The 23940-nt window shown below is 68.6% G+C and carries 18 protein-coding genes; 9 read left to right on the forward strand and 9 right to left on the reverse strand.

Annotated elements, in window-relative coordinates; all coding sequences use genetic code 11:
- Nucleotides 1-75: 75 nt before the first annotated feature.
- Nucleotides 76-1041, forward strand: coding sequence for a pirin family protein (locus ACFVJQ_RS33700; RefSeq protein WP_385789397.1), 966 nt, complete (start codon nt 76-78; stop codon nt 1039-1041).
- On the forward strand, nt 1038-2525 hold the full coding sequence (locus ACFVJQ_RS33705) for an IS200/IS605 family accessory protein TnpB-related protein (protein WP_385789433.1): 1488 nt from the start codon (nt 1038-1040) through the stop codon (nt 2523-2525). Before ACFVJQ_RS33700 ends, ACFVJQ_RS33705 begins: the two co-directional genes overlap by 4 nt.
- Here ACFVJQ_RS33705 and ACFVJQ_RS33710 read toward each other — a convergent pair.
- The 5 genes from ACFVJQ_RS33710 to ACFVJQ_RS33730 all read right to left on the reverse strand — a co-directional run bounded on the left by ACFVJQ_RS33710 (nt 2505) and on the right by ACFVJQ_RS33730 (nt 8426).
- Nucleotides 2505-3959 (reverse strand): glycoside hydrolase family 32 protein, encoded by a 1455-nt coding sequence (locus tag ACFVJQ_RS33710; RefSeq protein WP_385789399.1) that lies wholly within the window; start codon nt 3957-3959, stop codon nt 2505-2507. The genes ACFVJQ_RS33705 and ACFVJQ_RS33710 overlap by 21 nt on opposite strands.
- A gap of 95 nt (nt 3960-4054) precedes the next feature.
- Nucleotides 4055-4927: a carbohydrate ABC transporter permease gene (locus tag ACFVJQ_RS33715; RefSeq protein WP_385514170.1), complete on the reverse strand. Its 873-nt coding sequence runs from the start codon at nt 4925-4927 to the stop codon at nt 4055-4057.
- 2 nt (nt 4928-4929) lie between these two features.
- Nucleotides 4930-5856 (reverse strand): carbohydrate ABC transporter permease, encoded by a 927-nt coding sequence (locus tag ACFVJQ_RS33720; RefSeq protein WP_385514251.1) that lies wholly within the window; start codon nt 5854-5856, stop codon nt 4930-4932.
- 86 nt (nt 5857-5942) lie between these two features.
- Nucleotides 5943-7247 carry a sugar ABC transporter substrate-binding protein gene (locus ACFVJQ_RS33725; RefSeq protein ID WP_385789402.1) on the reverse strand — a complete coding sequence of 435 codons (1305 nt, stop codon included), beginning with the start codon at nt 7245-7247 and terminating at the stop codon, nt 5943-5945.
- A 144-nt stretch (nt 7248-7391) separates the two neighbouring features.
- Nucleotides 7392-8426 (reverse strand): LacI family DNA-binding transcriptional regulator, encoded by a 1035-nt coding sequence (locus ACFVJQ_RS33730; RefSeq protein ID WP_385514168.1) that lies wholly within the window; start codon nt 8424-8426, stop codon nt 7392-7394.
- A gap of 264 nt (nt 8427-8690) precedes the next feature.
- On the opposite strand from ACFVJQ_RS33730, the gene ACFVJQ_RS33735 reads away from it, so the two are divergent.
- Nucleotides 8691-11624, forward strand: a complete 2934-nt coding sequence (locus ACFVJQ_RS33735) for a GH32 C-terminal domain-containing protein (protein ID WP_385789404.1) — start codon at nt 8691-8693, stop codon at nt 11622-11624.
- Between the two features lie 266 nt (nt 11625-11890).
- Here ACFVJQ_RS33735 and ACFVJQ_RS33740 read toward each other — a convergent pair whose 3' ends face one another.
- The 4 genes from ACFVJQ_RS33740 to ACFVJQ_RS33755 all read right to left on the reverse strand — a co-directional run bounded on the left by ACFVJQ_RS33740 (nt 11891) and on the right by ACFVJQ_RS33755 (nt 17192).
- Nucleotides 11891-13378, reverse strand: a complete 1488-nt coding sequence (locus tag ACFVJQ_RS33740; protein ID WP_385789406.1) for a glycoside hydrolase family 32 protein — start codon at nt 13376-13378, stop codon at nt 11891-11893.
- Entirely contained in the window at nt 13371-14750 is a 1380-nt protein-coding gene (locus tag ACFVJQ_RS33745; RefSeq protein WP_385789408.1) for a glycoside hydrolase family 172 protein, read from the reverse strand. The genes ACFVJQ_RS33740 and ACFVJQ_RS33745 overlap by 8 nt, the downstream gene beginning before the upstream one ends.
- A gap of 44 nt (nt 14751-14794) precedes the next feature.
- Nucleotides 14795-16033, reverse strand: a complete 1239-nt coding sequence (locus ACFVJQ_RS33750) for an RNA-guided endonuclease InsQ/TnpB family protein (RefSeq protein ID WP_385789435.1) — start codon at nt 16031-16033, stop codon at nt 14795-14797.
- Nucleotides 16034-16187: 154 nt separating this feature from the next.
- Nucleotides 16188-17192 carry a LacI family DNA-binding transcriptional regulator gene (locus tag ACFVJQ_RS33755; protein WP_385514163.1) on the reverse strand — a complete coding sequence of 335 codons (1005 nt, stop codon included), beginning with the start codon at nt 17190-17192 and terminating at the stop codon, nt 16188-16190.
- A gap of 385 nt (nt 17193-17577) precedes the next feature.
- Here ACFVJQ_RS33755 and ACFVJQ_RS33760 point away from each other — a divergent pair, with 385 nt between their 5' ends.
- From ACFVJQ_RS33760 to ACFVJQ_RS33785, 6 genes are all read left to right on the forward strand, one after another.
- Complete coding sequence (locus tag ACFVJQ_RS33760; RefSeq protein ID WP_385789410.1) at nt 17578-18939, forward strand: ABC transporter substrate-binding protein; 1362 nt, start codon at nt 17578-17580, stop codon at nt 18937-18939.
- Nucleotides 18936-19811: a carbohydrate ABC transporter permease gene (locus ACFVJQ_RS33765; protein ID WP_385514161.1), complete on the forward strand. Its 876-nt coding sequence runs from the start codon at nt 18936-18938 to the stop codon at nt 19809-19811. Before ACFVJQ_RS33760 ends, ACFVJQ_RS33765 begins: the two co-directional genes overlap by 4 nt.
- Nucleotides 19808-20713 carry a carbohydrate ABC transporter permease gene (locus tag ACFVJQ_RS33770; protein ID WP_385789412.1) on the forward strand — a complete coding sequence of 302 codons (906 nt, stop codon included), beginning with the start codon at nt 19808-19810 and terminating at the stop codon, nt 20711-20713. The genes ACFVJQ_RS33765 and ACFVJQ_RS33770 overlap by 4 nt, the downstream gene beginning before the upstream one ends.
- A gap of 99 nt (nt 20714-20812) precedes the next feature.
- Entirely contained in the window at nt 20813-22111 is a 1299-nt protein-coding gene (locus tag ACFVJQ_RS33775; RefSeq protein WP_385789414.1) for an ABC transporter substrate-binding protein, read from the forward strand.
- Nucleotides 22101-23063 (forward strand): carbohydrate ABC transporter permease, encoded by a 963-nt coding sequence (locus tag ACFVJQ_RS33780; protein ID WP_385514158.1) that lies wholly within the window; start codon nt 22101-22103, stop codon nt 23061-23063. Before ACFVJQ_RS33775 ends, ACFVJQ_RS33780 begins: the two co-directional genes overlap by 11 nt.
- Entirely contained in the window at nt 23060-23899 is an 840-nt protein-coding gene (locus tag ACFVJQ_RS33785) for a carbohydrate ABC transporter permease (RefSeq protein ID WP_385789416.1), read from the forward strand. Before ACFVJQ_RS33780 ends, ACFVJQ_RS33785 begins: the two co-directional genes overlap by 4 nt.
- Nucleotides 23900-23940 lie beyond the last annotated feature (41 nt).

The raw sequence follows: 23940 nt of genomic DNA on the forward strand, positions 1-23940 counted from the left end.
AAGCCACCGACGCTGCCCGGCGGACGGCGCCGCAACCGACTGACGGGAGGTCCCCGGCGGGACTAGGTTGTCGCCATGAGCAATCTTGATCGCGAGGCGGTTCCCGCCGTGTGCGGCGGCCGTGGATTCGTGGTGGCCGAGCCCGTACGCGAACTCCTCAGCCCCCGCCGCGTCAAGCTCGGCGAGTCCAGCGAAGTCCGCCGGCTGCTGCCCAACCTGGGCCGCCGCATGGTCGGCGCCTGGTGCTTCGTCGACCACTACGGCCCCGACGACATCGCGGACGAGCCCGGCATGCAGGTGCCGCCCCACCCGCACATGGGACTGCAGACGGTGAGCTGGCTGCACGAGGGCGAGGTGCTGCACCGCGACTCCACCGGCAGCCTCCAGATGATCCGCCCGCGCGAACTGGGACTCATGACCTCCGGCCGGGCGATCAGCCACTCCGAGGAGAGCCCGAAGTCCCACGCCCGCTTCCTGCACGGTGCCCAGCTCTGGGTCGCGCTACCGGACGGCCACCGCCACACCGACCCCCGCTTCGAGCACCACGCCGACCTGCCGGTCGTCACGGCACCGGGCCTGCAGGCGACGCTCATCCTCGGCGACCTCGACGGCGCCACCTCGCCCGGCACGACGTACACCCCGATTGTCGGCGCCGACCTCGCCCTGGCCCGCGGCACGGACGTACGCCTGCCGCTGGAGCCGGACTTCGAGTACGCCGTCCTGTCCATGTCCGGCGAGGCCCACGTGGACGGGGTGCCCGTGCTGCCGGGCTCGATGCTCTACCTCGGCTGCGGACGCAGCGAACTGCCTCTGCGCGCCGAGTCGGACGCGGGGCTGATGCTCCTGGGGGGTGAGCCGTTCGAGGAGGAGCTCATCATGTTCTGGAACTGGATCGGACGGTCGCAGGAGGAGATCGTACAGGCCCGCCGAGACTGGATGGAAGGGACACGGTTCGGGGAGGTCAAGGGGTACGACGGGGCTCCGCTGCTGGCCCCGGAGCTGCCGCCGACACCGCTGAAGCCACGGGGAAGGGTCCGCTGACCTGCGAAAACGGCTGCCGGGACGGGCTGGAGCACTCCAGTCAGACGTGGGCGGCGCGCAAGCAGGCCCTGACCGCCGAGTCCTCCTCCCGCTGGGCCGGGTCGATCACGAAGGCGACGCATGACCAGTGGGCACTGTCCCGCCGGGGGCAGTTCGTGCACATTCAGGTTCTGGAGGCCGGTGTGCGCACCATCGCGCACCGGTTGTCGCTTCCGCTGGGGGAGAAGGGCGGCAAGCGGGTGCCGGGCGGCTACCGCACCCGGCAGGAGTGGTTCGCCAAGACGCGCCGCCTGCACGTGCTGGAAGGCCGGCTGGAGCGCGAGCAGGCCGACCGGGACAACGGAGTCGTGCGCGTCGTGCGCGGCGGCAAGAAGCTCGTGCGGGCCCGGCATAACCTGGAGGCGGCCGGGCTGACCGAGACTGCCTGGCGGGAGCGGTGGGAGGCGGCGCGCTGGTTCCTCGCCGCGGACGGCGAGTCCGGCAAGCGGCACGGCAACGAGACTATCCGCGTCACCCCGGACGGTGAGATCAGCATCAAGCTGCCGGCCCCGCTCGCCGAGTACGCCAACGCCCGGCACGGCCGGTACGTCCTGGTCGGCCGCGTGCGGTTCCGGCACCGGGGCAGCGAGTGGGCCGACCGCGTCGCGGCGAACCGGGCCGTGGCCTATCGCATTCACTACGACGTGGCCCGGGGCCGCTGGTACCTGACCGCGTCCTGGCAGGTCCCGCCCGCGCAGACCATTCCCCTGACCGCCGCGCTCGCCGACGGCGTGATCGGCGTCGACACCAACGACGACCACCTCGCCGCCTGGCGCCTGGACACCGACGGCAACCCGATCGGCAGCCCGCGCCGCTTCTTCTTCGACCGCTCCGGCACCACCACCCACCGCGACGCCCAAGTCCGCCACGCCCTGACCCGCCTGCTGAACTGGGCCAAGACCTGCGGCGTGAAGGCCATCGCCATCGAGAACCTCGACTTCGCCGCAGACAAGACCCGCGAGAAGCACGGCCGCAAGAAGCACTTCCGGCAGCTGATCAGCGGCATGCCTACCGGCAAACTACGGGCGCGCCTCACCTCGATGGCCGACCAGACAGGTATCGCCATCATCGCCGTCGATCCGGCCTACACCTCCAAATGGGGCGCCCAGCACTGGCAAAAGCCCCTCACCAGCAACAAGCGCAAGACCACCCGCCACGACGCGGCCGCCGTGGCGATCGGACGACGCGCCCAGGGACACCCGATCCGGCGACGGACGGCACCGCCCCGCACCCACCAGAGCGATGGATACGGGCATCGGACCGTCCAGGCCGAATCGGTGGCCCCGGGACGTGAGGGAAACCGCCCCCGCATCCCCGGACCACGGACACGATCCATGCCGCCCGGACGCGGAGCGAACGCGGTGGACCAGAACGCCCAACACCGTTCGGGGCGTTCGGCTGAGCATGAGTTCCGGCAGCAAGACTCACTCCCGCTCAGTCTCTAGGAACGGTTCCTGACGGATTCCGCCCGGGGTCAGGTTCCATGCCTCGACGGTGAAGTCGCTGCGGCCGGTGCCTGTCGTACGGGCTTGCATTCGCCAGGGTCCGTCGGCGAGCGGATAGAACCTGAGGGTGAGGACCTGGCCGTCGGCGAGATAGATCTCCGCGATCGAACGATCCACGATTACGCGTAGCTCGACGGGGGTGCCGGCCCTTGCGGCTGGGCATGGGACGGCATACGAGCCTCCCCGCGCTCGCGCGTCCGGTGACGCGTGGCTGCGGTCCACGGTGAGATGGCCGGTGGTGGGATCGAGGCTGATGTCGAGGTACTCGGTGCTGTCCGCGGAGGTGACCAGGCGCAGGCCGCTCGTGCCGGTGGTGTCGGGGGTCAGGACGGCGGTGAGGTCGAAGGTGCGGCTGACCTGTCCGAGTTCGGCCGGCTCGGACTGTGTGACGTGTCCGGTGCGGTGCAGTACGCGTTCGCCACGCAGGGCGAGGAGTTCGCGGGCGGGGCGTTGGACGACCGTGCCGTCGGCGGTGAGGGTCACCTCGCGGGGGAGGGTGAGGACACCTGCCCAGCCCGCATCATGCGCCCACGTGTCGTCGCGGGCCTCCCAGGCCCAGCCCCACAGCAGCCACCGGTCTTCCCCGGGGACCTTCAGCAGGGCGGGGGCGTAGAAGTCCGGGCCGTGGTCCAGTGGCACCGGGCACGCGGTTGGCGTGAAGCGGCCGTGCTGCTCGCGGCCGGTGTGGACGGTGGTGTGGCTGGGGCCACCCTTCGGGGTCCAGTCGCTGATGATCAGCACGCTGCGGTCGCCGAAGGTCGCGTACTGGGGGCACTCCCATCCGACGGGGCCGGTGCCGGTCGCGGCATCGCTGGTGTGGAAGGGGCCGCGGTACTCCCAGTGTTCCAGGCCGTCGGACTCGTACAGCTGGGCGGCGGCGCGGCCGTCGGCGAGGGCCGACCCGACCAGCATCCGCCAGCGGCCGTCCTGCTGCCAGACGTAGGGGTCCCGGTACATGGTGGTGTCGGCGGGCGGCTCGGGGATGAGCAGCTCCGGGCGCTTGGCCCAGGTGATTCCGCTGTCGTACGACTCGGCGGTGGTGACCGGCTGCCACCAGCGGTTGGTGCGGTGGGCCGAGTAGAAGGCCACGAGCCGGCCGTCGACCGAGACGGCGTTGCCCGAGTAGCAGCCGTCGGCGTCGTGGCCGCCGGGGGTGGGGGCGAGGGCCACCGGGAGGGGTTCCCAGTTGATCAGGTCGGGGCTGCGGAAGTGGCCCCAGTGCATGTTCGCGTGCTGCGGGCCGTACGGGTTGTACTGGAAGAACACGTGGTAGTGGCTGTCGTGGAAGACCAGCCCGTTGGGGTCGTTGACCCAGTTGCGCGGCGGCCGCAGGTGTACGGCGGGCAGGTGGGGGTCGGCAGGCGACGTGGACACACGGGGCCTTTCTCGGAGTGCGCGAAGCACATGGGAGTCAGAAGCGCACGGGGCAGAAGACAAGGAGAGGTGGCGGGGCGGTGCTGGTGCGTGGGTCAGCCCTTGACGCCGGTCGAGGCGATGCTGTTGACGAACGACCGCTGGAACGCCACGAACAGGGCGAGGATCGGCACGGTGATCACGGAGGAGTACGCCATGATCTCGCCCCAGCTCACCCTCAGTTGGAAGAAGTAGGAGATGCCCACCATCACCGGCCGCAGCTCCTCGCTCTGCACGACCATGAGCGGCCACAGGTAGGAGTTCCAGGCGGGCAGGAAGGTGAGGATGGCGACGGTGGCGACCGCCGGGCCGGACAGCGGCATGACGATACGGCGGTAGATGGTGAACCAGCCGGCGCCGTCCATGACCGCCGCCTCGTCGATCTCCTTCGGGATGCTCTGGAAGTACTGGTGGAAGAAGAAGACCGAGAAGGCGTTGGCGACGAACGGCAGGATCTGCACCTGGTAGGTGTCCATCCAGCCGGTGGTGAACTCCAGGTGGAAGCCGTTGACGCGGAGCAGCGGCAGCTGGTTGATCCACCACACCAGCGGCACCGCGAAGGTCTCGAACGGCACGATGAGGGTGGCGATGACGGCGGTCAGGACCGCCTTGCGGCCGGGCATGCGCATCCGGGACAGGGCGAAGGCGGCCATGCTGTTGACGATGATGCCGAGCACCACGGTGACGGACGAGATCAGCACGGAGTTCAGCAGGAACTGTGCCGCCGGGACGCGCTCGAACACGCCGGCGTAGTTGTCGAGTGACAGGGCGCCGACCGGCAGGAAGGCCCGCAGGGAGCCCATGTCGCTGAAGATCTGGTCGTCCGTCTTGAACGACGACACCAGCATGAAGAGCAGGGGGAGTACAAAGACCAGGGCCAGAACGACACGGCCGGCGTGACCGCCGAGGTGCTTGAGGAGGGAAGGCATGGTCAGTCCTTCTCCCGGGTCAGGAAACGCTGGACGAGGGACACGGTCAGTACGAGCACGAAGAAGATCAGCGAGATGGCCGCCGCGTACGCGGTCTGCTGCTGCTCGTAGCCGGAGCGCACCGCCTGGTAGACGACGGTGGTGGTGGAGTCGAGGGGGCCGCCCTTGGTCATCACGTTGATCTGGGTGAAGAGGCCGAACGCCTGGATGGTGATGGTGACCAGCACGAACGTGCGGGTGGCGCGCAGTCCGGGCCAGGTGACGTGGCGGAAGCGGTGCCAGCGGGTGGCGCCGTCGAGGTCGGCGGCCTCGTACAGTTCGGCGGGGATGGTCTGCAGCCCGGCAAGCCAGATGACCATGTGGAAGCCGACGCCCTGCCACACCGACATCAGGATGATGGCGGGCATGGAGGTGGCCGGGTCGCCCAGCCAGTCCCGGCCGTCGGCGTGGCCGAGGGTGAGCGCCGAGATCACGTGGTTGACCAGACCGTCCTGTCGGTAGAGGAAGGTCCACAGCAGGGACACCACGACCATCGAGGTGACGACCGGCAGGAAGTAGACGGTGCGGAAGAAGTTGACGCCCCGCACCTTCGCGTTCACCAGCAGCGCCAGCACCAGGGCGAGCCCGGCCTGGAAGGGGACGATCACGGCGGTGAAGTACACCGTGTTGCGCAGGGACTTGAAGAAGACCGGGTCCTCGAAGAGCCGGGTGAAGTTCCTGAGGCCCACGAAACGGGCCGGGGTGGGCGAGACGAGCCGCGCGTCGGTGAAGGCCAGGGCGAAGGTGAGGGCGAGCGGTACGACGACGAAGACGATCAGCAGCACCACGGCCGGGGTGGCCATGCCGAGGGCGGTGAGGCTCTCACGGCGACGGGCGTGGGTCGTTCGGGTTCGCCGCACCGGACGCAGCCGGGCGAGGGCTGCGATCATGGTGGTCACGGTAGCTCCAGGGGGTGCCGGTCCGGTTCGGGCGCGCGAGGAAGGCGCGGTCGGGGCCCGAACCGGACCGGAGCGGGTCAGCCGGCGTAGTTGTTGTTCGACTTCAGGTCGTTGTCGATGTCCTTCACGGCCTGGCCGAGAGCGTTCTTGGGGTCGGCCCCGGCCAGGATGTCCTGGGTCGCCTTCTCGAACTCGGTGGCGATGTACGGATAGGCCGGGGTGACCGGGCGCACCACCGCGTACTTGCGCGCGAACTGGACGAACACGTTGAACTTCCCGCCCGGCTGGTAGTCCGCGACCTGCTTCACGGCGGCTTCGCTGGCCGGGATGGTGCCGGTGGCCTTGGCGTAGTCGACGAAGTACTTGGTCTGGCGGGAGAACTTCAGCCACGCCTCGGCCCCGGCCTTGTTGGCGCAGGTGGAGCTCATGCCCCACTGCCAGGAGGCGCCGCCGATCTTGGGCCCGTCGCCGAAGTCGACCGGCGGGATGATCGCCAGGTCGTCACCGAGCTTCTCGGCGTTCTTGGCCGCGTTCCAGCTGCCGTCCCAGTGGAGGGCGCTCTTGCCGGCCAGGAAGTCCTTGTTCGGGTCCTGCCCGGACTTCTTCGACAGGTAGCCCTTGCTCACCAGCGAGCCGAACCAGGTCGCCCACTCCACGGCCTTCTCGCCGTCCAGGGTGCCCGAGGCTGTCTTGTAGCCGTCGCGGTTGATCAGGTCCCCGCCGAAGCTCTGCAGCTGCGGTGAGTACGCGTACGGGTACCACTCGCCGACGAGGCCGGTGCCCATCTCCAACGGGTACTCGAACTTGCCGCTCTTCTTGAGCTTGGCGAGCGCCGAGTCGAACTCGTCCTTCGTCCACGGCTTGTCGATGGTCGGGATGCGGATGTCGTACTCGTTCAGCACCGACTTGCGGGCGAAGAAGGTGAGGGACACGTCGGTGAAGCCGAACGCGTAGACCTTGTCCTTGTAGCGACCGACGGTGCTGGGCAGCTGGTCGGACAGCGGGACCTCGCTGCCGGAGACATCGATCGGGTCGAGGTAGCCGCCCCAGGCCCAGTTCGCCACGTTGGGGCCGTCCACGTCGAGCAGGCAGGGCAGCTTGCGGGCGGAGGCGGCGGCCACCACGGACTTGTTGTAGTCGCCCTGCGGGAACGCCTGGAGCTTGACCTTGTACTTGCTCTGGGAGCCGTTGAAGTCCTTGATGATCTTCTTGACGACGTCGAGTTCGGCCGAGTTGCCGGCGTTGTGCGTCCACAGGGTCAGCGTGTCGTCGTCGGCTCCGGACGTGCTGCTGCCGCTGCCGGACGCACATCCGGCGACCAGCGCGGTCGCCGCCGCGACGGCTACACTCGCACCAGCGAGGCGCCTTGTTCTGAACACCACGAGGTTCCTCCATCTCACTGAGACGGGTCTTGCCGGACCCGCCTTGGCGACCGGTTGCGACGGTCGCTGTTCTTGGTGGTCGTCCCGCCGCCCGGGAGTCTCAGGTCCCGAGCGGCGGGACAACCTGTTGTCGGGTGCCCGGTGTCATCCCTGTGCGGGGGCGCCGATGGAGGCACGTTCCCGCAGCGGCATGGGCACACGGTGTACGACTGCTTCGAGCGGCCCCTTGCGGAGGATCAGCTCCACGGCAAGGCGACCGAGCAGGTAGTGCGGCAGCTTCAGCGTGGTGAGCGCCGGGCGCAGGACGGACGCGATGTCCTGATCGTCGAAGGAGACCACCGACACGTCGCCGGGCACCGACAGACCCGCCTCACCGAGCGCTTGGTAGGCGCCGAGGGAGACCCGATCGGTCAGGCACACCAGCGCCCGGGGCCGGTGGCCCGCTGCGAGCAGCGCGGAGACCTCTCGGTGTCCGTCCGGCGTGTTCCAGTCGCACTCGATGACGCCGTCCAGGCGCGCGCCGCCCTCCCGCAGGACCTCCTCCAGGCCGCGCATGCGCTCGTTGCCGGCGATGATCCCCTCGGGCGTGGCCGGAACGGCCTGGTGGCCGCCGATCGCCCAGATGCCCTCGGTGTGGCCGGCGGCCAGCAGGGCACGGGCCGCGTCACGGCCGGCCTCCAGCTCGTCCGGCACGACCGACGGCGCGTCGAAGCCGGGGGCCAGGCAGTTCAGCAGCACCACGCGGCGCCCGAACAGTTCCTTGGGCGGAGTCACGTACCGGGTGAACATGGACGCGTAGATCACCGCGTCGACCTGACGGTCCAGCAGCGCGTGGACCAGCGAGGACTCAGCGTCGCGGTCGCCGCCCGCCTCCGTGATGAACAGCAGGTTGTCCCGCTCCCGCGCGGCCTCCATCGCGCCGCGGATCACCTCGCCCGCGAACGGCGTCGTGGTGATCCGGTCCGACACGAACCCGATGGTCTGCGTCGACTTCGTCCGCAGACTGCGCGCTGTGACGTTCGGGCGGTAACCCAGCTCCCGGGCGGCCTCCAGCACGCGTTCGCGGGAGGCGTCGGAGATACGCATGTCGGTGCGTCCGGACAGGGCGAACGACGCGGTCGTCGGCGAGACGCCCGCCCTGCGGGCAACGTCGGCCATGGTCACGCGGCGTTCAGACATCAGCTGCTCAGCTCCGTTGTTAAATCGGATTAGCAAGTTGCGACGAGACTGGTGCGCACTTCGCCTGATGTCAACAGTCCGGCCATATCGAATGCGAAACGTGGGCGATATCGGGTGTTTTGTGAGGTCGTCAGGTGTCGCCGAGGTAAATCGGCATGCATTAGCTCTTGCGTTAGCAGGAGCGGCGCGCGAACCATGCCGACCCATCGACTAAACCGATTTGGCGCGGCGTCAGGCATGCCGTGCATGACCCAGGAGCCAGTCATGAGGAGAAGAACAGCCCTCAGTGTCGTATCGGCCGCTGTCGGCGGCGCCGTCGTCCCTCTCTCGTTCGCTCCCGCTCCCGCCGCCGCCAAGGGACGGAGCGGCCCTCAACGCCCCATCGCCCGCTGGGACTTCGACGAGCGCACCGGCACGGTCACCCGCGAGGCGGTCTCCGGCTCCGCCGACCCCATCGACTACGTCTTCACCGACGCCCGCTACAAGCCCGACAGCGACCCCGTACGGCGCCGCGGAGTGAGCGGCCGGGCGCTGTACTTCGACGGCTACTCCACCGTCGTCACCGCCCAGGGCTCCGGCAAGCTCACCCCCGCCGACGGCATGACCATCGACGTGTGGATCGCTCCTTACGCCTACGAGCACGGCATCGACGGCAAGCCCCAGGCCCTGGTCAACCAGCACAACCCGGACGCCAAGACCGGATTCCTGCTCGGCCTGCGCCGCTTCGGGCAGATCGTCTTCCAACTCGGCTTCGGCACCGATCTGATCGAGGTCAAGGGAGCCCCCGACCAGCCGGCCGCCAAGGGCCGGTGGACCCACGTCGCGGCCACTTACGACCCGGCCGCCCGTCAGCTGCGCCTCTATCGCGACGGCCGACCGATCGGTACCGCGACCACCCCCGACCAGGCGCCGCAACCGGCCGCCGACGAGCCGCTGTTGATCGGTCGCCACAACCGACCCACCCTGCTGAACGGCGAGTTCCACGCCAACATGTACATGGGTCTGATGGACAGCCTCGTGATCCGCCCGGGCACCCTGGACGATGCGACGGCGCAGCAGGAGCACGCCGAAAGGATCGCAGCGCTCCCCAGCCACCGCGTGCCCCGCCCTGACACCACCCCCGACCGGGCGCGCTTCGACGGCGACCGGCACCGCCCTCAGTTCCACATGCTGCCGCCCTGGCACTGGATGAACGAGCCGCATGCGCCGGTGTACTTCAAGGGCAAGTACCACATCTTCTACCAGCACGATCCGCTCGGCCCGTTCTGGGGCCAGATCCACTGGGGACACGCGGTCAGCACCGACATGGTGCACTGGCGGGACATGCCCATCGCCCTCGCACCCGCAGGGGACTCGGTCGGCCCGGACGGCTGCTGGTCGGGCTCGGCCTACGTCGACGGCGACCGGGGACCGGTGCTCTTCTTCACCGGCGGCGACGACCGCCTGCCCTACCGCCAGCGCACCGGCCTCGCGGTGTCCGCCTACTCGGACGACGGCGACACGGACCTGCCCACCTGGACGATGAAGTCCGACCCGGTCACCGAAGCCCCGGCCGGGCTCCCGGCCGGCCCCGGCACCGCATGGGCGGAGAACTTCCGCGACCCCTTCGTCTGGGAGGAGGACGGCGTCTGGTACCAGCTGGTCGGCAGCGGCATCGTCGACTACAACGGCACGCAGGTCACCAAGAAGCACGGCGGAACCGCACTCGTCTACACCGCGCGCAGGCCCGAAGGGCCGTGGAAGTACCGCGGCCCGCTGCACTGGAACGATCTCGCCACGCTGCCCGAGCCCGGAGAGGCGTGGGAGCTGCCGGTACTCCTCCCGCTCCCCGGCCCCACGGGGAAGCGCACCGGCAAGCACATCCTGCTGGTCAGCCCGTGGTGGGAGGCGTTCAACCCGAACGCCGTCAAGCACACCTACTACTGGATCGGCACCTTCGACAAGGGCGAGTGCCGTTTCGTGCCCGACCACGAAAAGCCCCGCGAGTTCGACTTCGGCGAGCACTTCACCGGGCCCTCCGGCTTCGTCACCCCCGACGGCCGGTCCGTGCTCTTCAGCATCACCCAGGACCGCCGCAGCGAACAGCAGCACGCCCAGTCCGGCTGGGCGCACAACGCCGGGATGCCCGTCAGCGTGTCGTTGCGCCACGACGGAACCCTCGGGGTCGAACCGATCGCCGAGGCGGCTGGCCTGCGAGGCCGCCGACTCGCCGAGATCCGCCAGACCTCGGTGACGGAGGCGAACCGTCAACTCGCCGACGTCTCCGGCGACATGCTGGACATCGAGGCCGTCATAGAACCGCGCGACGCCACGACCATCACCCTGGCCGTCCGGGTGAGCGCCGACGGCAGCGAGCAGACCCTGCTCTCCTACGACACGACCGAGCGCCGTTTCCGGATCGACCGCAGTCGCTCCAGCCTCGACCCGGACGTGCGCAAGGGCATCCACGGGGGCGCCGTGGAACTCGACGAAGGGCGACTGAAGCTGAGGGTTCTGCTCGACCGCTCGATGCTGGAGGCGTACGTGAGCGGCACCAACAGCCTCACCAGCCGCGTCTACCCGACCCGCGAGGACGCCACCGGCCTGCGGCTGACCAGCGAGGGTGGCTCCGCCCAGGTCGTGTCCCTGGACGTCTGGCGCATGAACGGCGCCTACGACACACCTGTCGCTCCGGCCGCCTACGACCCGCCGCGCCCGACGGACGTCGACGCCCTCCCCAACCACGACTTCGCCACCGGCGATCTCACCGGATGGACCGTCGTCTCGGGCACCACCTTCAGCGACGCCAACGTGACCACCCGCACGGACTGGGGCTGGGGTGGGCCCTTCCACCAGGCCGAGACCGAGGAGGACCCGGCCGGCCACCATCTGTGGGGCTTCAACCCGGCCGCCGGCGGCGACGACGCGGTCGGCGTCCTCCGCTCCGCCACGGTCACCCTCGGCGGAGACGGCATCGTCGATCTCCTCGTCTCCGGCGGCAACGACCCCGATCGGCTCTACGCCGCCGTAGTCCGCGCAAGCGACGACAAGGTGCTGGCCAAGGCGACCGGCCGCGGTGTCGAGCAGTACCGCCGTGTCGTCCTCGACCTGTCGGCTCACACAGGTGAGCGGATCTACGTCGAGGTCGTCGACAAGGCGACGGGCGGCTGGGGTCACATCAACGTCGACGACGTCAACGTGCCGGTCAAGCGCCCCTGACCACCGGCACACCCACGTTCCACTCTCCCGGGGCCCTGTCGTGTGCCCGCGACCAGGACAGGGCCCTCGGGCAGCCTGCTGCGCATACTGCTCGCGCTCATGGCATGTCTCGGCCTGACAACGCCCCTCATGTCGGGACAGGCCGGCGCAAGCGAGAGCAGCTTGTCCAACCCCGGCTTCGAGACAGGCAACCTGACCGACTGACCCGCAGCACCATCGACCCGGTCGGCACGCTGGACGTGCCGACCGGGTCGATGAACCTCTCGCTATCGGATATCTCCCGCCGCTCGTGTCGTCGTGTCACCAACAGGCGCTTCCGGCGGTGTCAGATCCCATGCCCCGACCGTGTACGCGGCGGAGGCCACGCCGGTGGCTCCCATCCGCACGCGCCAGGGGCCGTTGCCGACGGGGTAGACGCGCAGGGTGAGGGTGCGGCCGGAGGCGGTGAAGATCTCCGCGACCGAGTGGTCGAGCAGAATCCGCAGGGTCGCGTGGGGCCCCTCGGAGGGAAGGCGCCAACTGCCGCCCTTCGCGCGGGGGTCGAGGGAGGCGTGGTCGCGGTCGACGACCAGTTCGCCGGTGACCGGGTGATGGACGATGTCGAGGTACTCGGTCCCGTCCGGTGAGGTGAGCAGCCGCAGGCGTCCGCCGCGCTCCAGGGTCACGGTCAGGTCGGTGGCCCGGGACACCTCGCCGAGGTCCACCGGCTGTTCGGCGCTCGCCTCGCCCGCCGCGGCGATCCCTCGTTCGCCGCGCAGAGCGAGCAGTTCGCGGGCCGGTCGCTGGACCAGCTCTCCATCCGGGCCGGGCGTCAGTTCGCGGGGCAGGGAGAGCATGCCCGCCCAGCCGGCCTCGTCGGTCCAGGCGCTGGGTGCGCCGACGTGTTCCTCGTCCCGGGCCTCCCAGATCCAGGCCCACATCAGCCGGCGTCCGTCGGGTGCGTGGAGCAGGGCGGGGGCGTAGAAGTCGGGGCCGTGGTCGAGGAGGTGGGGCTTGTCCGCATGGAACTCGCCGTCCTGTTCGTGGCCCGGCCAGTAGATCGCGCAGCTCGCCCCTTCCTGCGGGTTCCAGGCGCTGGCGAGGACCGCGCCGGTGCAGTCGGGGAAGGTGGCGTACTGGGCGCACTCCCAGCCTTCCTCGGTGTTCCGGCCATCACGCAGGGGATGCGGTGGGCGGGCCAGGAAGACGCCCTCGTACGACCAGTGGTCGAGGTCGTCCGACGTGTACTGCAGGGCGGCGCCGCGTCCGTCGGCCAGGGCTGCGCCGACCAGCATGCGCCAGCGGTCGCCGTCCCGCCACACGTACGGGTCGCGGAACATCGTCGTGCCCTCGGGCGCGTCAGGGATCAGGAGTCGGCCGCGCTTGGTGAAGGTCGTACCGCCGTCGTTCGAAACCGCCGAGGTCACCGGCTGGTGCCAACGGTCGTTGTGGCGGGCGGAGTAGAAGGCGGTGAGGCGGCCGTCGTGGGAGATCGCGTTGCCGGACCAGACTCCGTCCTTGTCGTCGCCGCCGGGGGTGGGGGCCAGGGCGACCGGCATCAGCTCCCAGTGGATCAGGTCCGGGCTGCGGTAGTGGCCCCAGTGCATGTCGGCGTGGCGGGCGCTGTGCGGGTTGTACTGGAAGTAGACGTGATAGTGGCCGTCGTGGAAGACCAGGCCGTTGGGGTCGTTGATCCAGTGGGCCGGCGGGCGGAGGTGGACCGCCGGGAAGTGGGTGTCGAGCGCCACCGCCGCCCGGGTCTCGGTCTCAGTCATCGGCGCGCTCGTCGTAACGGCGGCGGACGGCCGCGGCCTGCTTGATGTTGGCCTCGGACTCCTGCAACGAGCGCTCGCCGCGCTGCCGGGTGCGCTCTTCCAAATGCCGCATGTGGCGCTCGAAGCGGGCCTGGTACCGCTCGCGCATCACGGCGATCTCCTCGGCGACCGGACCGGAGCGGGCAGCGGGAACCGGCATCGGCCGGCCGGCCGGGCGCACGGGAAGGCGCTGCTCCAGCGGCAGGATCGTGGCCTTCGGGGACGGCAGGGTCTGGTACCAGTACGCCGTCGACGCCCAGTCGTCGGCCAGGTGGTTGCCGTGGCCGTGCTCGATCGAGACCCGGATCCGCTCCTCGAAGCGGACCGGGTCGGCCACGTGGAAGCGGTAGTTGACCGAGTAGCCGGGGACGTCGGCCTCGTGCAGGATCGCGCCGTGGTAGAGGTAGGCGTTCTTCTGCATCCCCCAGGCGTGGTTGAAGTAGTCCTCTGTGCCGGTGCCGTGCAGGGAGGGCGGCCAGCTGGTGGAGCCGTCGGGCAGGAAGTCGTCGTCGATCCAGATCATGTCGTTGCCCTCGCCCCACCAGCTGCCCTGCCGGTGGTGGACGGAGAGGTTGCAGCCGACGTAGTGGCCCTTGCCCTCGGTGTCGAGGATGACGTAGTTGTCCTCGCCGGTGACGTCGACGATGTTGACTTCGGGGCTGTTGGTCTGGATGTCGGGCGCCCAGCCGTTGCAGGGGTTGCTGCGGTTCCAGCGGGCGTGGAAGTAGAGGGTGTCCTCGGGGAGTTCGTCCGGGAACAGCTCGTAGTCGATGTAGAAGTACTGCTGGATGGGCAGGTCGTTCTCGTTGACCAGCTCGATGCGGGCTCGCTTGTTGAACGGCATCGGCGCCCAGCAGTTCAGGGCCGCGCTGCCACCGAAGATCAGGGACTCATCGGGCTTGGCGGAGACGGTGAACAGGGCCGACTGGTAGCTGTTGGGCATGCAGTGGCCGATGCCGAAGAAGTCGCCGAGCGGGACGAGGACGGCGGGTTCCTCCTCGTCGTCCCAGGTGATCCGGATGAGGACCTTGCGGTAGTAGTCCGGGTCCGGCTCCTCCCAGTTGACGCCGAGCGCGTTGTGGATCTCCATCACGGGGGCCACGGTGTCGGCTTCCAGCGGGTCGATCAGGCCGGGGCCGAGGGTGCGGCGGCAGAACTGGGTCATCCAGATGTGGGTGATCCGGCCGGGACCTTCGAGGTCGGCCAGGACGCGGCTGGAGTGGGCGGGGGTCGTCCAGTAGTCCTGGTTGCGGCCGCGCTGGTCCCAGCTGGAGACGCGGGCGGTGCGGGCCCGGGTGGGGCGGGTGAGGTGTTCGAGGGCGTGCGAGGGCATGGGAGAGTGACCCTTTCAGTGATGGTTCGGCCAACTACCCGTCGCTAAAGCGACGGACTTGCACAACGGGCGTCACTGGCCGTGGCGCTGCGTTTGCGTCCTGCCCCGCCCACTGGTTCCGAGGGCTGGGCTGGGGTGATTGACTGCACCCCGCGTCGCCGCAACTCCCATGCGCGGGCGCGGATGTTGCGGGAGCCGTTCCGATCCGCGTGCGCAACGACGCCGCAGGACCGGCACGCGAACCAGGCCTGCGAGACCCGGTTCGCCTTGTCGATGTGCCCGCACTCGGCGCAGGTGCGGGAGGTGTACGCCGGATCGACATACACCACCGGCACCCCCGCCCGGCGGGCCTTGTACGCGATGAAGTTGCCCAGCTGGGCAAACGACCAGCTGGAGTGGGTGACCCGTTGGGGCTTACGAAGCCGTACCCGCTCGCGGATGCCCGTCAGGTCCTCCAGGGCGATCCCACGACCGGTGCGTTCAGCCTCGGCCACCACATGCTTCGCGATCTTGTGGTTGATGTCCCGCGCCCGCCGCGCCTCCTTGCGTCGCCGTTTCTTCAGCCGACGCTTGGCGGACGAGGTGTTCTTCTTCTGGAGTTTCGCGCGGAGCTTTCGTTCCCGGCCCCGCACACGGTTGAGCTCGCGCCCGGCCATGATCTCGCCGTCACTTGTAGTGGCGATGTTCACGATGCCCAGATCGATGCCGAGGAAGTCCACCGGTTCGGTGTTCAGCGACTGCTCCGGGACCTCACAGGTGGCCAGCAGGAACCACATACCGTCCCGGCACAGCAGGTCCGACTCACCTTTGCGGTATAGGGTCAGGGTGGCCAACTGCTCAGGGCCGACGGTGAACTCCACATCCTTTGCCCGCCCCGAAACCGTCCAGATGGAGATCCGGCGCTCGGCAGTCTGCCAGGACAACATCCGGTCGTCATACGGCTGCGCACTCTCCGGGCGGAAAGCAACCGGCTTCTCGGCGGCTTTCCGGTACCGCCTAGATCCGGGCCTGCCCAGATTTCCAGCCTTCAGATTGGCCCTCAGAGTGGCATACGCGTCGCACGTCTTCTTGATCACATGCTGGGCTGCTTGCGCTCCCAGTCCCCACCGCGCCTTGACTTGGCCGTAAGTGTGCTGGCGCAGCGCGAAGTTACGCTTCACGTCCTTCTCGAATGCCACCTGGCTGGCCCAAGTGGCAGCCTCGTTGCAGGCTCGCAAAGTCGCCTCAAGGGCCGCCGCCTGTACGGGCGTCGGCAGCAGCTTTACCTGCACCACCAGCTTCACAATCATCCAACATAGATACATGTACGGCTATCGGCTCCATGTTCACCATTCATCACCAGATCAGGTGACAGCTCATGTCATGCGGGGCACACTGCATGGCTGGGCACAGACCAGCCATGCTGCGAGCGCTCCACGCAAAGTCATGAGGATGCGCTCAGGCCGGGCAGCCGCAGGACTCCCGGTAGGTGATCTCCGGCTCCAGGCGGATGGTGCGGGGGCGGGTGGTGAGGCTGCCGTCGATACGGCTGAGCAGCAGCTCCATCGCCGTGGCACCGATCTCGTGGGCCGGCTGGGCGACCGCCGTGATGCCCGGACGGAACAGGTCCGTGTGCGGGAAGCCGTCGAAGGTGGCGAACGCGAAGTCCTCGGGCGTGGCCAGCCCCAGCCCCTTCGCCGCCGCGAGCACACCCACCGCGGTCTCGGTACTGGCGGCGACCACCGCCGACGGCCGCTGCTGCCGCAGTACGCCCGTCATACGCTCACGGGTGTCGTCCGCCCGGCCGCTGCCGGTGACGATCAAGGTGTCGTCGACGTCGATGCCCGCCTCGTCGAGTGCTTCGAGGTAGCCGCGCCGCCGCTCGGAGATGGTGGAGACGCCGGTGTCGCCGGCGGCCAGCGCGATCCGCCGATGGCCGTGCCGTTCCACCAGGTGCAGCACCAGCTCCCGCATGGGGGCGGTGTTCTCGACGCCCACCTGATCGGCCTTGACCCCGCCGAGCCGGTCGATCAGGACAACGGGTGTGCCCTGGTCGATGACCGCGGTGATCGCCTCCCGATGGGACCGGGCGACCGGAGCGATGAGCAGGCCGTCGACCCGGCGCTCGGCGAGAACTTCCAGCGCCCGTGCCTCCAGCTCCGCGTCCTCGCCCGAGTTGGCCAGCAGCACCGTCAGGCCGGCACCCATGGCCGCCCGTTCGACACCGCGGGCCATTGCCGCGAAGGCCGGCTCGGACACGTCCGTCAGGATCAGCCCGACGGAGTCGGTGCGTGAGCGGCGCAGCGCGCGGGCGAGGCTGTCACGCCGGTAGCCCGTGGCCCTGACCGCTTCCTCGACCCGGGTGCGGGTCTCTTCACGGACCGGCCGTGTGCCGTTGATGACGTGCGACACGGTGGACGTGGAGACGCCCGCCATCCGTGCAACGTCGGAGATCGTGGCCACTGCCGCTCGCGCCTCCTCGTGTCGTCGGACCGATCCATGATCCGGGTCCGTAACTGCATAACGCCATACGGTCCACCGGTCCATGAGGGTGGGCCGGTTCGCCGTCCACTCGTTCCGCTCACCGTCAGGTTCATCGAAACGATTGCGCAGACCTTCGCACGTCGCGGCGAAGGCAGTCAATGGCTGTGGCCAGCACAGAGCTGTCCCTCCCGGAAACTGCTCCGTCACGCAGTATTGACACGCTGGAACTCCCGAGGCACCTTTCATCGAAACGTTTGCGTCACGGGCGCAGAGCGGCCCCCACGGCCGGACCACCGCGCGCACCGGACATCCATCCCCCCGCCGGTTCCGCCTCCTCACCCAGTTCCCGGAAGGCAGCAGCACCATGGCGACCTCTCCTCAGAGCGCACCTCCGACGTCGAGACGGCCCTCCGGCATCTCGCGCCGACTTCTGCTCACCGCCACCGCGAGCGCCCTGTTCGCCACCGCCACGGCCTGCGGTTCCGCGGTGAACACGGCGGACGGATCGGCGTCGGACGGACTGATCACGCTGTCCATGCACAACCCGGACAGCAAGACCCAGGACCCGGCGACCTGGCAGATGGTGCAGGAGTTCAACAAGCAGCACCCCGACATGAAGATCAAGCTGGAGGGCCAGCCGGTCGACCAGCACGAGCAGCGCATGACCATCGCGGCGCAGAGCGGCACGCTGCCGGAGATCTTCTGGGTGTACGACTCGCTCGCGAAGACCATGGTCAAGAGCGGCGACCTGCTGGACCTGACCCCGATCCTCGCGGAGGACAACCTGAAGGCGAAGTTCGTCCCGAGCATGCTCGCCGGCTTCCGCTCCGGAAACGTCCAGTACGGCCTCCCGTACCAGGCGCTGGTCACCGGCTTCTACTACAACAAGGCCATCCTGGACGAGCACAAGATCGCCGTCCCCGAGACGTTCGACGACCTGCTCGCCGCGGTGAAGAAGCTCAAGGCGGCCGGCGTGGTGCCGATCGCGCAGGGCGCGAACAACTCCTCGTTCAGCGTCTGGGCGTTCCTGACCATGCTCGACCGCTTCGGCTACGAGGCGAAGCACCAGGACATCCTGTCCGGCAGGGCGAGCTACGACAACGCCGACTTCCTGCGCCTCTACAAGCACGTGGCGGAGCTGGCCGAGGCCGGCGCCTTCCCCTCCAACATGAACACCCAGACCTACGCCCAGGCCGTCGCCTCCTACACGTCCGGCAAGGCGGCCTTCCTCGACGCGGGCGTCTGGGAGGCGGCGAAGATCCAGAAGAGCGGAGTGGGCAAGGACACCGGCTTCTGGGCCGGCCCGACCTTCTCCGACGGCGTCGGCGACCAGAAGCTCGTCATGAACGTGCCCTCGGCGCCGTTCGTCGTCAGCGCCAAGGTCAAGGACGACAAGAAGAAGTACGCCGCGGTGAAGGCGTTCATCCAGTTCTACTACAGCGACGCGGGCCAGAAGATCCTCGTCGACAACGCCCAGCCGCCGGTGACGACGTACAAGCCGTCCGTGGACGCCACGAAGAACTCCGTGTTCGCCGCCGTCCTCGCCGAGGCGTCCAAGCCCGGCTGGACGAGCCCGAAGGCGCAGCCCGACCTGGTCGTCTCCGCGGCCACGGCGAGCGCCATGTACGACAGCTTCTACGGCGTCATGGGCGGCAGCCTCAGCCCTGAAGAGGCCGTGCAGAACGTCCAGAAGACCATCAAGCAGGTTCCGGCGGTCACCCCATGAACTGGCTCACCACGCGCCGGCACTTCGCCCTGATGGTCGCGCCGGCGCTGATCATCTACAGCCTGTACATGATCTGTCCGATCCTGTACTCGCTCTACTACAGCTTCACCAACTTCGACGGCGTCTCCGCAGGCGGCTTCGCCGGCCTCGACAACTACCGGCAGATGGCGCAGGACGACGCCTTCTGGACGTCGATGCGCAACACCGGGATCATCCTCGGCGTCGCCCTGTTCCTACTGATCCCGCTGGGCTTCCTCCTCGCGATCCTGCTCAGCGGACGCGTGAAGGGCAGCGGGGCGCTGCGGGCGCTGGTCTTCGCCCCGGCGATCATCGCGCCGATCCTCGTCGGACTGATCTGGATCTTCATCCTGGACCCGAAGATCGGCCTGGTGAACGCCTTCCTGCTGGCGATCGGCGTGCCCGCGCACCCGCAGTGGATCGGCGGCCCCACGCTCAGCCCGTACTCGATCGGCCTCGTCTACCTCTGGCAGCAGATCGGGTTCGTGCTGACCATCTTCTACGCCGGTCTGCGCATGCTGCCGCGCGACGTGATGGAGGCCAGCAGCCTCGACGGGGCGAGCCGCCGGCAGCAGCTGCGGCACATCCAGATCCCCATGCTGCGCGAGACGTTCGGCATCGTCACCGCCCTCGTCGTCACCGGCGTCTTCAAGGTCTTCGAGCTCGTCTACGCCCTCACCGGCGGCGGTCCCGTCCACCTCTCCGAGGTCATGGTCAGCTACATGTACCACATCACCTTCACCACCCAGCAGTACGGCTACGGCATGGCCCTGGCGGTGGTGGTGTTCGTGGTGGGCGCGCTCGCCTCCGCGGCCACGTTCCTCGGCAACCGCCGTAAGGGAGAAGTCCGTTGAGTATCGACACCGAGGTCAAGATGTCGCTCGCGTCGTCGGCGGTCCCCGGCGAGACCCCGCACAGGCCGCGACGCCGCAGCCGCGGCAGGATCGTCGTCTCGGCGGTCGCCTACCTGATCACCTTCGTGATCCTGTTCCCGCTGCTGTGGATCGTGCTGCTGTCGTTCCAGACCAACGACAACATCCTGGGCCACCCGTTCTCGTTGTCGGACCTCACCCTGGCCAACTACCAGCAGGCCCTGGAGACCCTCAACCTGCTGGTGATGTACAAGAACACGCTGATCCTGGCCGTCGTCTCGGTCACGATCGGGCTGGTCATCTCCTACATGGCCGCGTTCGCACTCACCCGCATGGTCTTCCGCAGCGGCCGGCGCCGTACGCAGACAACGCTGCGCTTCTACTTCCTGGCCGGCCTCGCCATCCCGGTCTACATCCTGCTGTTCCCGGTGTACCGCCTCGACATCACCTTCGGCCTGTTCGGTACCTACTTCGCGCTGATCCTGCCGTACATCGCCGTCACGATCCCCTTCAACATCCTGCTGCTGACCGGCTTCCTGCGGGACTTCCCCGAGGAGATCGAGCAGGCCGCGGTGATGGACGGGGTCGGGCTGTGGCGCATGGCCTGTAAGGTCGTCTTCCCGCTCATGCGACCGGTCGTCGCCACCCTCGCGATCCTCAACGTCATCTACGTCTGGAACGAGTTCCCCTTCGCGGTCACCCTCATCAACGACCCGAACATGACCACCGTCTCCCTCGGCGTCTCCCAGTTCCAGGGCGTCTACAGCGTCAACTACGGCGCCATGATGGCGTCCGCCACCCTCGTCCTGCTGCCGCAGCTGGCGATCTACGCGGCCTTCCAGAAGCAGGTCATCGCGGGCATGACCGCGGGCGCCGTCCGCTGAAGCTTCCTTCGCACATCACCGGTTCCCCTTCGTCGGGACTGCCAGGCGACGGCATTGCCTCTTCTCCCTCCCCTTCTTCCTGAGAGCGCGGAGAACATCATGAACAGAACAACCCCAGGACTGTCCCGGCGAAGCTTTCTGCAGATCACCGGGGCCACCGGGCTGGCCGCCGCAGTCACCGCCTGCGGTGCCGGCGGGAGTTCGTCCGGCGGCTCGTCCGGCTCCCTGACCGTGCTGTGCGAGTCGGGCGGCCACGCCGAACTGACCAAGATCGCCGCGGCGTTCAAGAAGGAGACGGGACACGCCGTCACCTTCGTCGAACTGCCCTACGACGGCCTGTACAACCGGCTCAACAGCGAACTGTCCACGGGATCGGTGTCGTTCGACCTCGCCGCGGTCGACGCGATCTGGCTGCCGACCTTCGCCAATGCCTTCCAGTCGCTCGACGACCTGTTCACGGCCGACGTGACGGCCGACCTGTTCCCGTCCTTGGTGGACGGGGCCCAGATCAAGGGCAAGTACGTCGGCATGCCGGCGTGGACCAACGCGGAGATCCTCTTCTACCGCAAGGACCTGTTCGAGGACGCGAGCGAGAAGGCTGCATTCCGGAAGAAGTACGGCTACGAGCTCGCGCCTCCCGGTAGTTGGCAGCAGTTCCAGGACACGGCCGCCTTCTTCACCCGGGGCACCAAGCTCTACGGCACCGATGTGAAGGGCGCCGTGGAGACCGAGTGGCTCGCCCATGTGCTGCAGGCCGGTTCCCCCGGCGTCGTGCTCGACGACTCCGGCAACGTGATCATCGACAACGCGCAGCACGTCGCCGCGCTGAAGTTCTACTCCGACCTCAACAACCGCCTGAAGGTGAGCCCGCCCGGGGCCGCCCAGCTGGACTGGGCCGGTGCGCAGAACCTGTTCAACCAGGGCAAGACCGCGATGATGCGGTTCTGGGCACACGCCTACCCGCTGATCCCGAAGGACTCCCCGGTCCATGGCAAGGTCGGCGTCGCACCGATGATCGCGGGCAGCGCCGGGATCGGTGCCATCCCGGGCCCCTTCTATCTGTCCATCCCGAACGCCGGCAAGAACAACGACCTGGCCAAGCAGTTCATCAAGTTCGCCTACGACAACAACAAGCTGGCCATCCAGTCCTCTCTCGGGCTCGCGGCGCGCAAGTCCGCGTACTCCTCCTACGCGAGCAAGCCCGGCTACGAGCACTTCAAGGCGCTGCTGACCACGCTGGACGGGCCGGCCACCAAGTCGCGTCCCGCCAGCCCGAAGTGGCAGCAGATCGTGGACACGGTGCTGGTGCCCACGATCCAGAAGTCCCTGACCCCGGGCGCGGACTACGCCGCGCTGCTGGCCACGGCACGTCAGGAGGTGGAGAAGCTTGTCAAGTAGCACCGATCACCTGGTGCACAAAGCGGTCGCGCCGCCGACGCCGGCCGTCAAGCCTCCGCGCAGACGGCCGATGTCGGACAAGCGGTTCGCCCTCGTGCTCATCCTGCCGGCGGCCGCGTTCCTCGCCGTCTTCGTCGCCTGGCCGCTGGTCAAGCTCGTCATCGACAGCTTCTACGACATCGCTCCGCTGGCCGGCACCCGCCGCTTCATCGGGTTCGACAACTACACGGACGCGCTGGCCTCGTCGGACTTCCTGCACTCCGCGCTGCGCACCCTCCTGTACACCGTGGTCGTCGTGACGCTGGAGTTCAGCCTCGGACTCGGCGCCGCGCTGCTGTTCAACGCCCTCGGGCAGCGCTCCCGGGTGCTGCGCACCGTGTTCCTGTACCCGCTGATGATCGCCCCCGTGGTCGCCGGTCTGCTGTGGCGGTTCCTGCTGATCGACAACTTCGGACTCGTCAACGCACTGCTCACCAAGGTCGGCATCCTGGACCGCCCCGCCGACATCGGCTGGCTGTCCGACCCGGACATCGTGCTGATCTCGGTCGCCCTGCCCGACATCTGGCTCACGACGTCCTTCATGACCCTCGTGCTCTTCGCCGGCCTGCAGAACATCCCCGGCGACGTCCTGGAGGCGGCCAGGCTCGACGGCGCGGGCGCACGCCAGCAGCTGTTCCGGATCATCCTGCCGCTGCTGCGGCCGGTCATCGCCGTCGCGCTGATCGTCCGCGGCATCGACGCCGCCCGCGCCTTCGACACCATCGTCATCCAGACCAACGGCGGCCCCGAGTCCGCGTCGACCACCCTGAGCCTGCTGATCTACCGCACCACTGTGCGCTTCGGGGAGCAGGGCCTGGCCTCCGCCATGGGCACCCTCTACCTGATCGCCATGCTCGCCGTCGCCATCGTCACGATGCGCATGATCTGGCGGCCCGGAAAGGGGCAGTCATGACCGCCGTACCGGACCGGCTCGCCACCAAGCGATCGCTGCTGTGGGCACTGCTGCTCGTGGTGGTCGCCGCGTACGCCTTCCCGTTCCTGTACCTGATGCTGACCTCCTTCAAGACGCCGTCGGACGCCCTCGCGGTGCCGCCGACGATCCTGCCGAAGGTGTGGAGCCTGGAGAACTTCACGAAGGCGCTGGACACCCCGGGCGTGACCGCCGCGTTCATCAACAGCGTCACCACCGCGGTGCTCAGCACCCTGATCTCCCTGGTGCTGGCCGTGCCCGCGGCCTACGCCGTGTCCCGCTTCGGCACGGTCAGCGGCCGGGTGTTCATCGTGGTGGCCCTGGTGACCAGGATGGTCCCGCCCGTCGCCATCGGCGTGCCGCTGATCGGGATGATGAAGACCCTGGGCCTGACCGACACACCGGTCGGGACGGCGATCGCCCACACGACGATCTCGCTCCCGCTGTCCATCTGGCTCATGGTCAGCTTCTTCGAGGCCGTGCCCGCCGAGCTGGAGGACGCGGCCAAGGTCGACGGCTGCAGCCGGATGGGCGCACTGATCCGGGTGGTCCTCCCGGTCGTCTCGGGCGGCGTCGCCGTGACGGCGATCTTCGCCTTCCTGGCGTCCTGGAACGAATTCCTCTTCGCCCTGCTCCTGACCGCGGTCAAAGCCCAGACCGTGCCGATCCTCATCGCCAACTTCCAGACCCAGTACGGCCTCCAGTGGGGACCCATGACCGCGATGGCCACCCTCTACTCGATCCCGCTCATCCTGCTCACGCTCGTCCTGCAACGGCGGATCGTGGCCGGCCTCACCCTGGGCGCGGTCAAGGGCTGATCCACCCCCTCTGCCCCGGGCCGACCGCCCGGCTGCACAAC

This window comes from Streptomyces sp. NPDC127197, assembly GCF_042672405.1.
Lineage (GTDB): Bacteria > Actinomycetota > Actinomycetes > Streptomycetales > Streptomycetaceae > Streptomyces > Streptomyces flavusporus.

Bases quoted from the DNA above. Each gene is read 5' to 3' on its own strand.
- ACFVJQ_RS33700 (WP_385789397.1), top strand. From the start codon at position 76: ATGAGCAATCTTGATCGCGAGGCGGTTCCCGCCGTGTGCGGCGGCCGT.
- ACFVJQ_RS33715 (WP_385514170.1), bottom strand. From the start codon at position 4,927: ATGCCTTCCCTCCTCAAGCACCTCGGCGGTCACGCCGGCCGTGTCGTT.
- ACFVJQ_RS33720 (WP_385514251.1), bottom strand. From the start codon at position 5,856: ATGATCGCAGCCCTCGCCCGGCTGCGTCCGGTGCGGCGAACCCGAACG.
- ACFVJQ_RS33730 (WP_385514168.1), bottom strand. From the start codon at position 8,426: ATGTCTGAACGCCGCGTGACCATGGCCGACGTTGCCCGCAGGGCGGGC.
- ACFVJQ_RS33735 (WP_385789404.1), top strand. From the start codon at position 8,691: ATGAGGAGAAGAACAGCCCTCAGTGTCGTATCGGCCGCTGTCGGCGGC.
- ACFVJQ_RS33740 (WP_385789406.1), bottom strand. From the start codon at position 13,378: ATGACTGAGACCGAGACCCGGGCGGCGGTGGCGCTCGACACCCACTTC.
- ACFVJQ_RS33745 (WP_385789408.1), bottom strand. From the start codon at position 14,750: ATGCCCTCGCACGCCCTCGAACACCTCACCCGCCCCACCCGGGCCCGC.
- ACFVJQ_RS33760 (WP_385789410.1), top strand. From the start codon at position 17,578: ATGGCGACCTCTCCTCAGAGCGCACCTCCGACGTCGAGACGGCCCTCC.
- ACFVJQ_RS33765 (WP_385514161.1), top strand. From the start codon at position 18,936: ATGAACTGGCTCACCACGCGCCGGCACTTCGCCCTGATGGTCGCGCCG.
- ACFVJQ_RS33775 (WP_385789414.1), top strand. From the start codon at position 20,813: ATGAACAGAACAACCCCAGGACTGTCCCGGCGAAGCTTTCTGCAGATC.
- ACFVJQ_RS33785 (WP_385789416.1), top strand. From the start codon at position 23,060: ATGACCGCCGTACCGGACCGGCTCGCCACCAAGCGATCGCTGCTGTGG.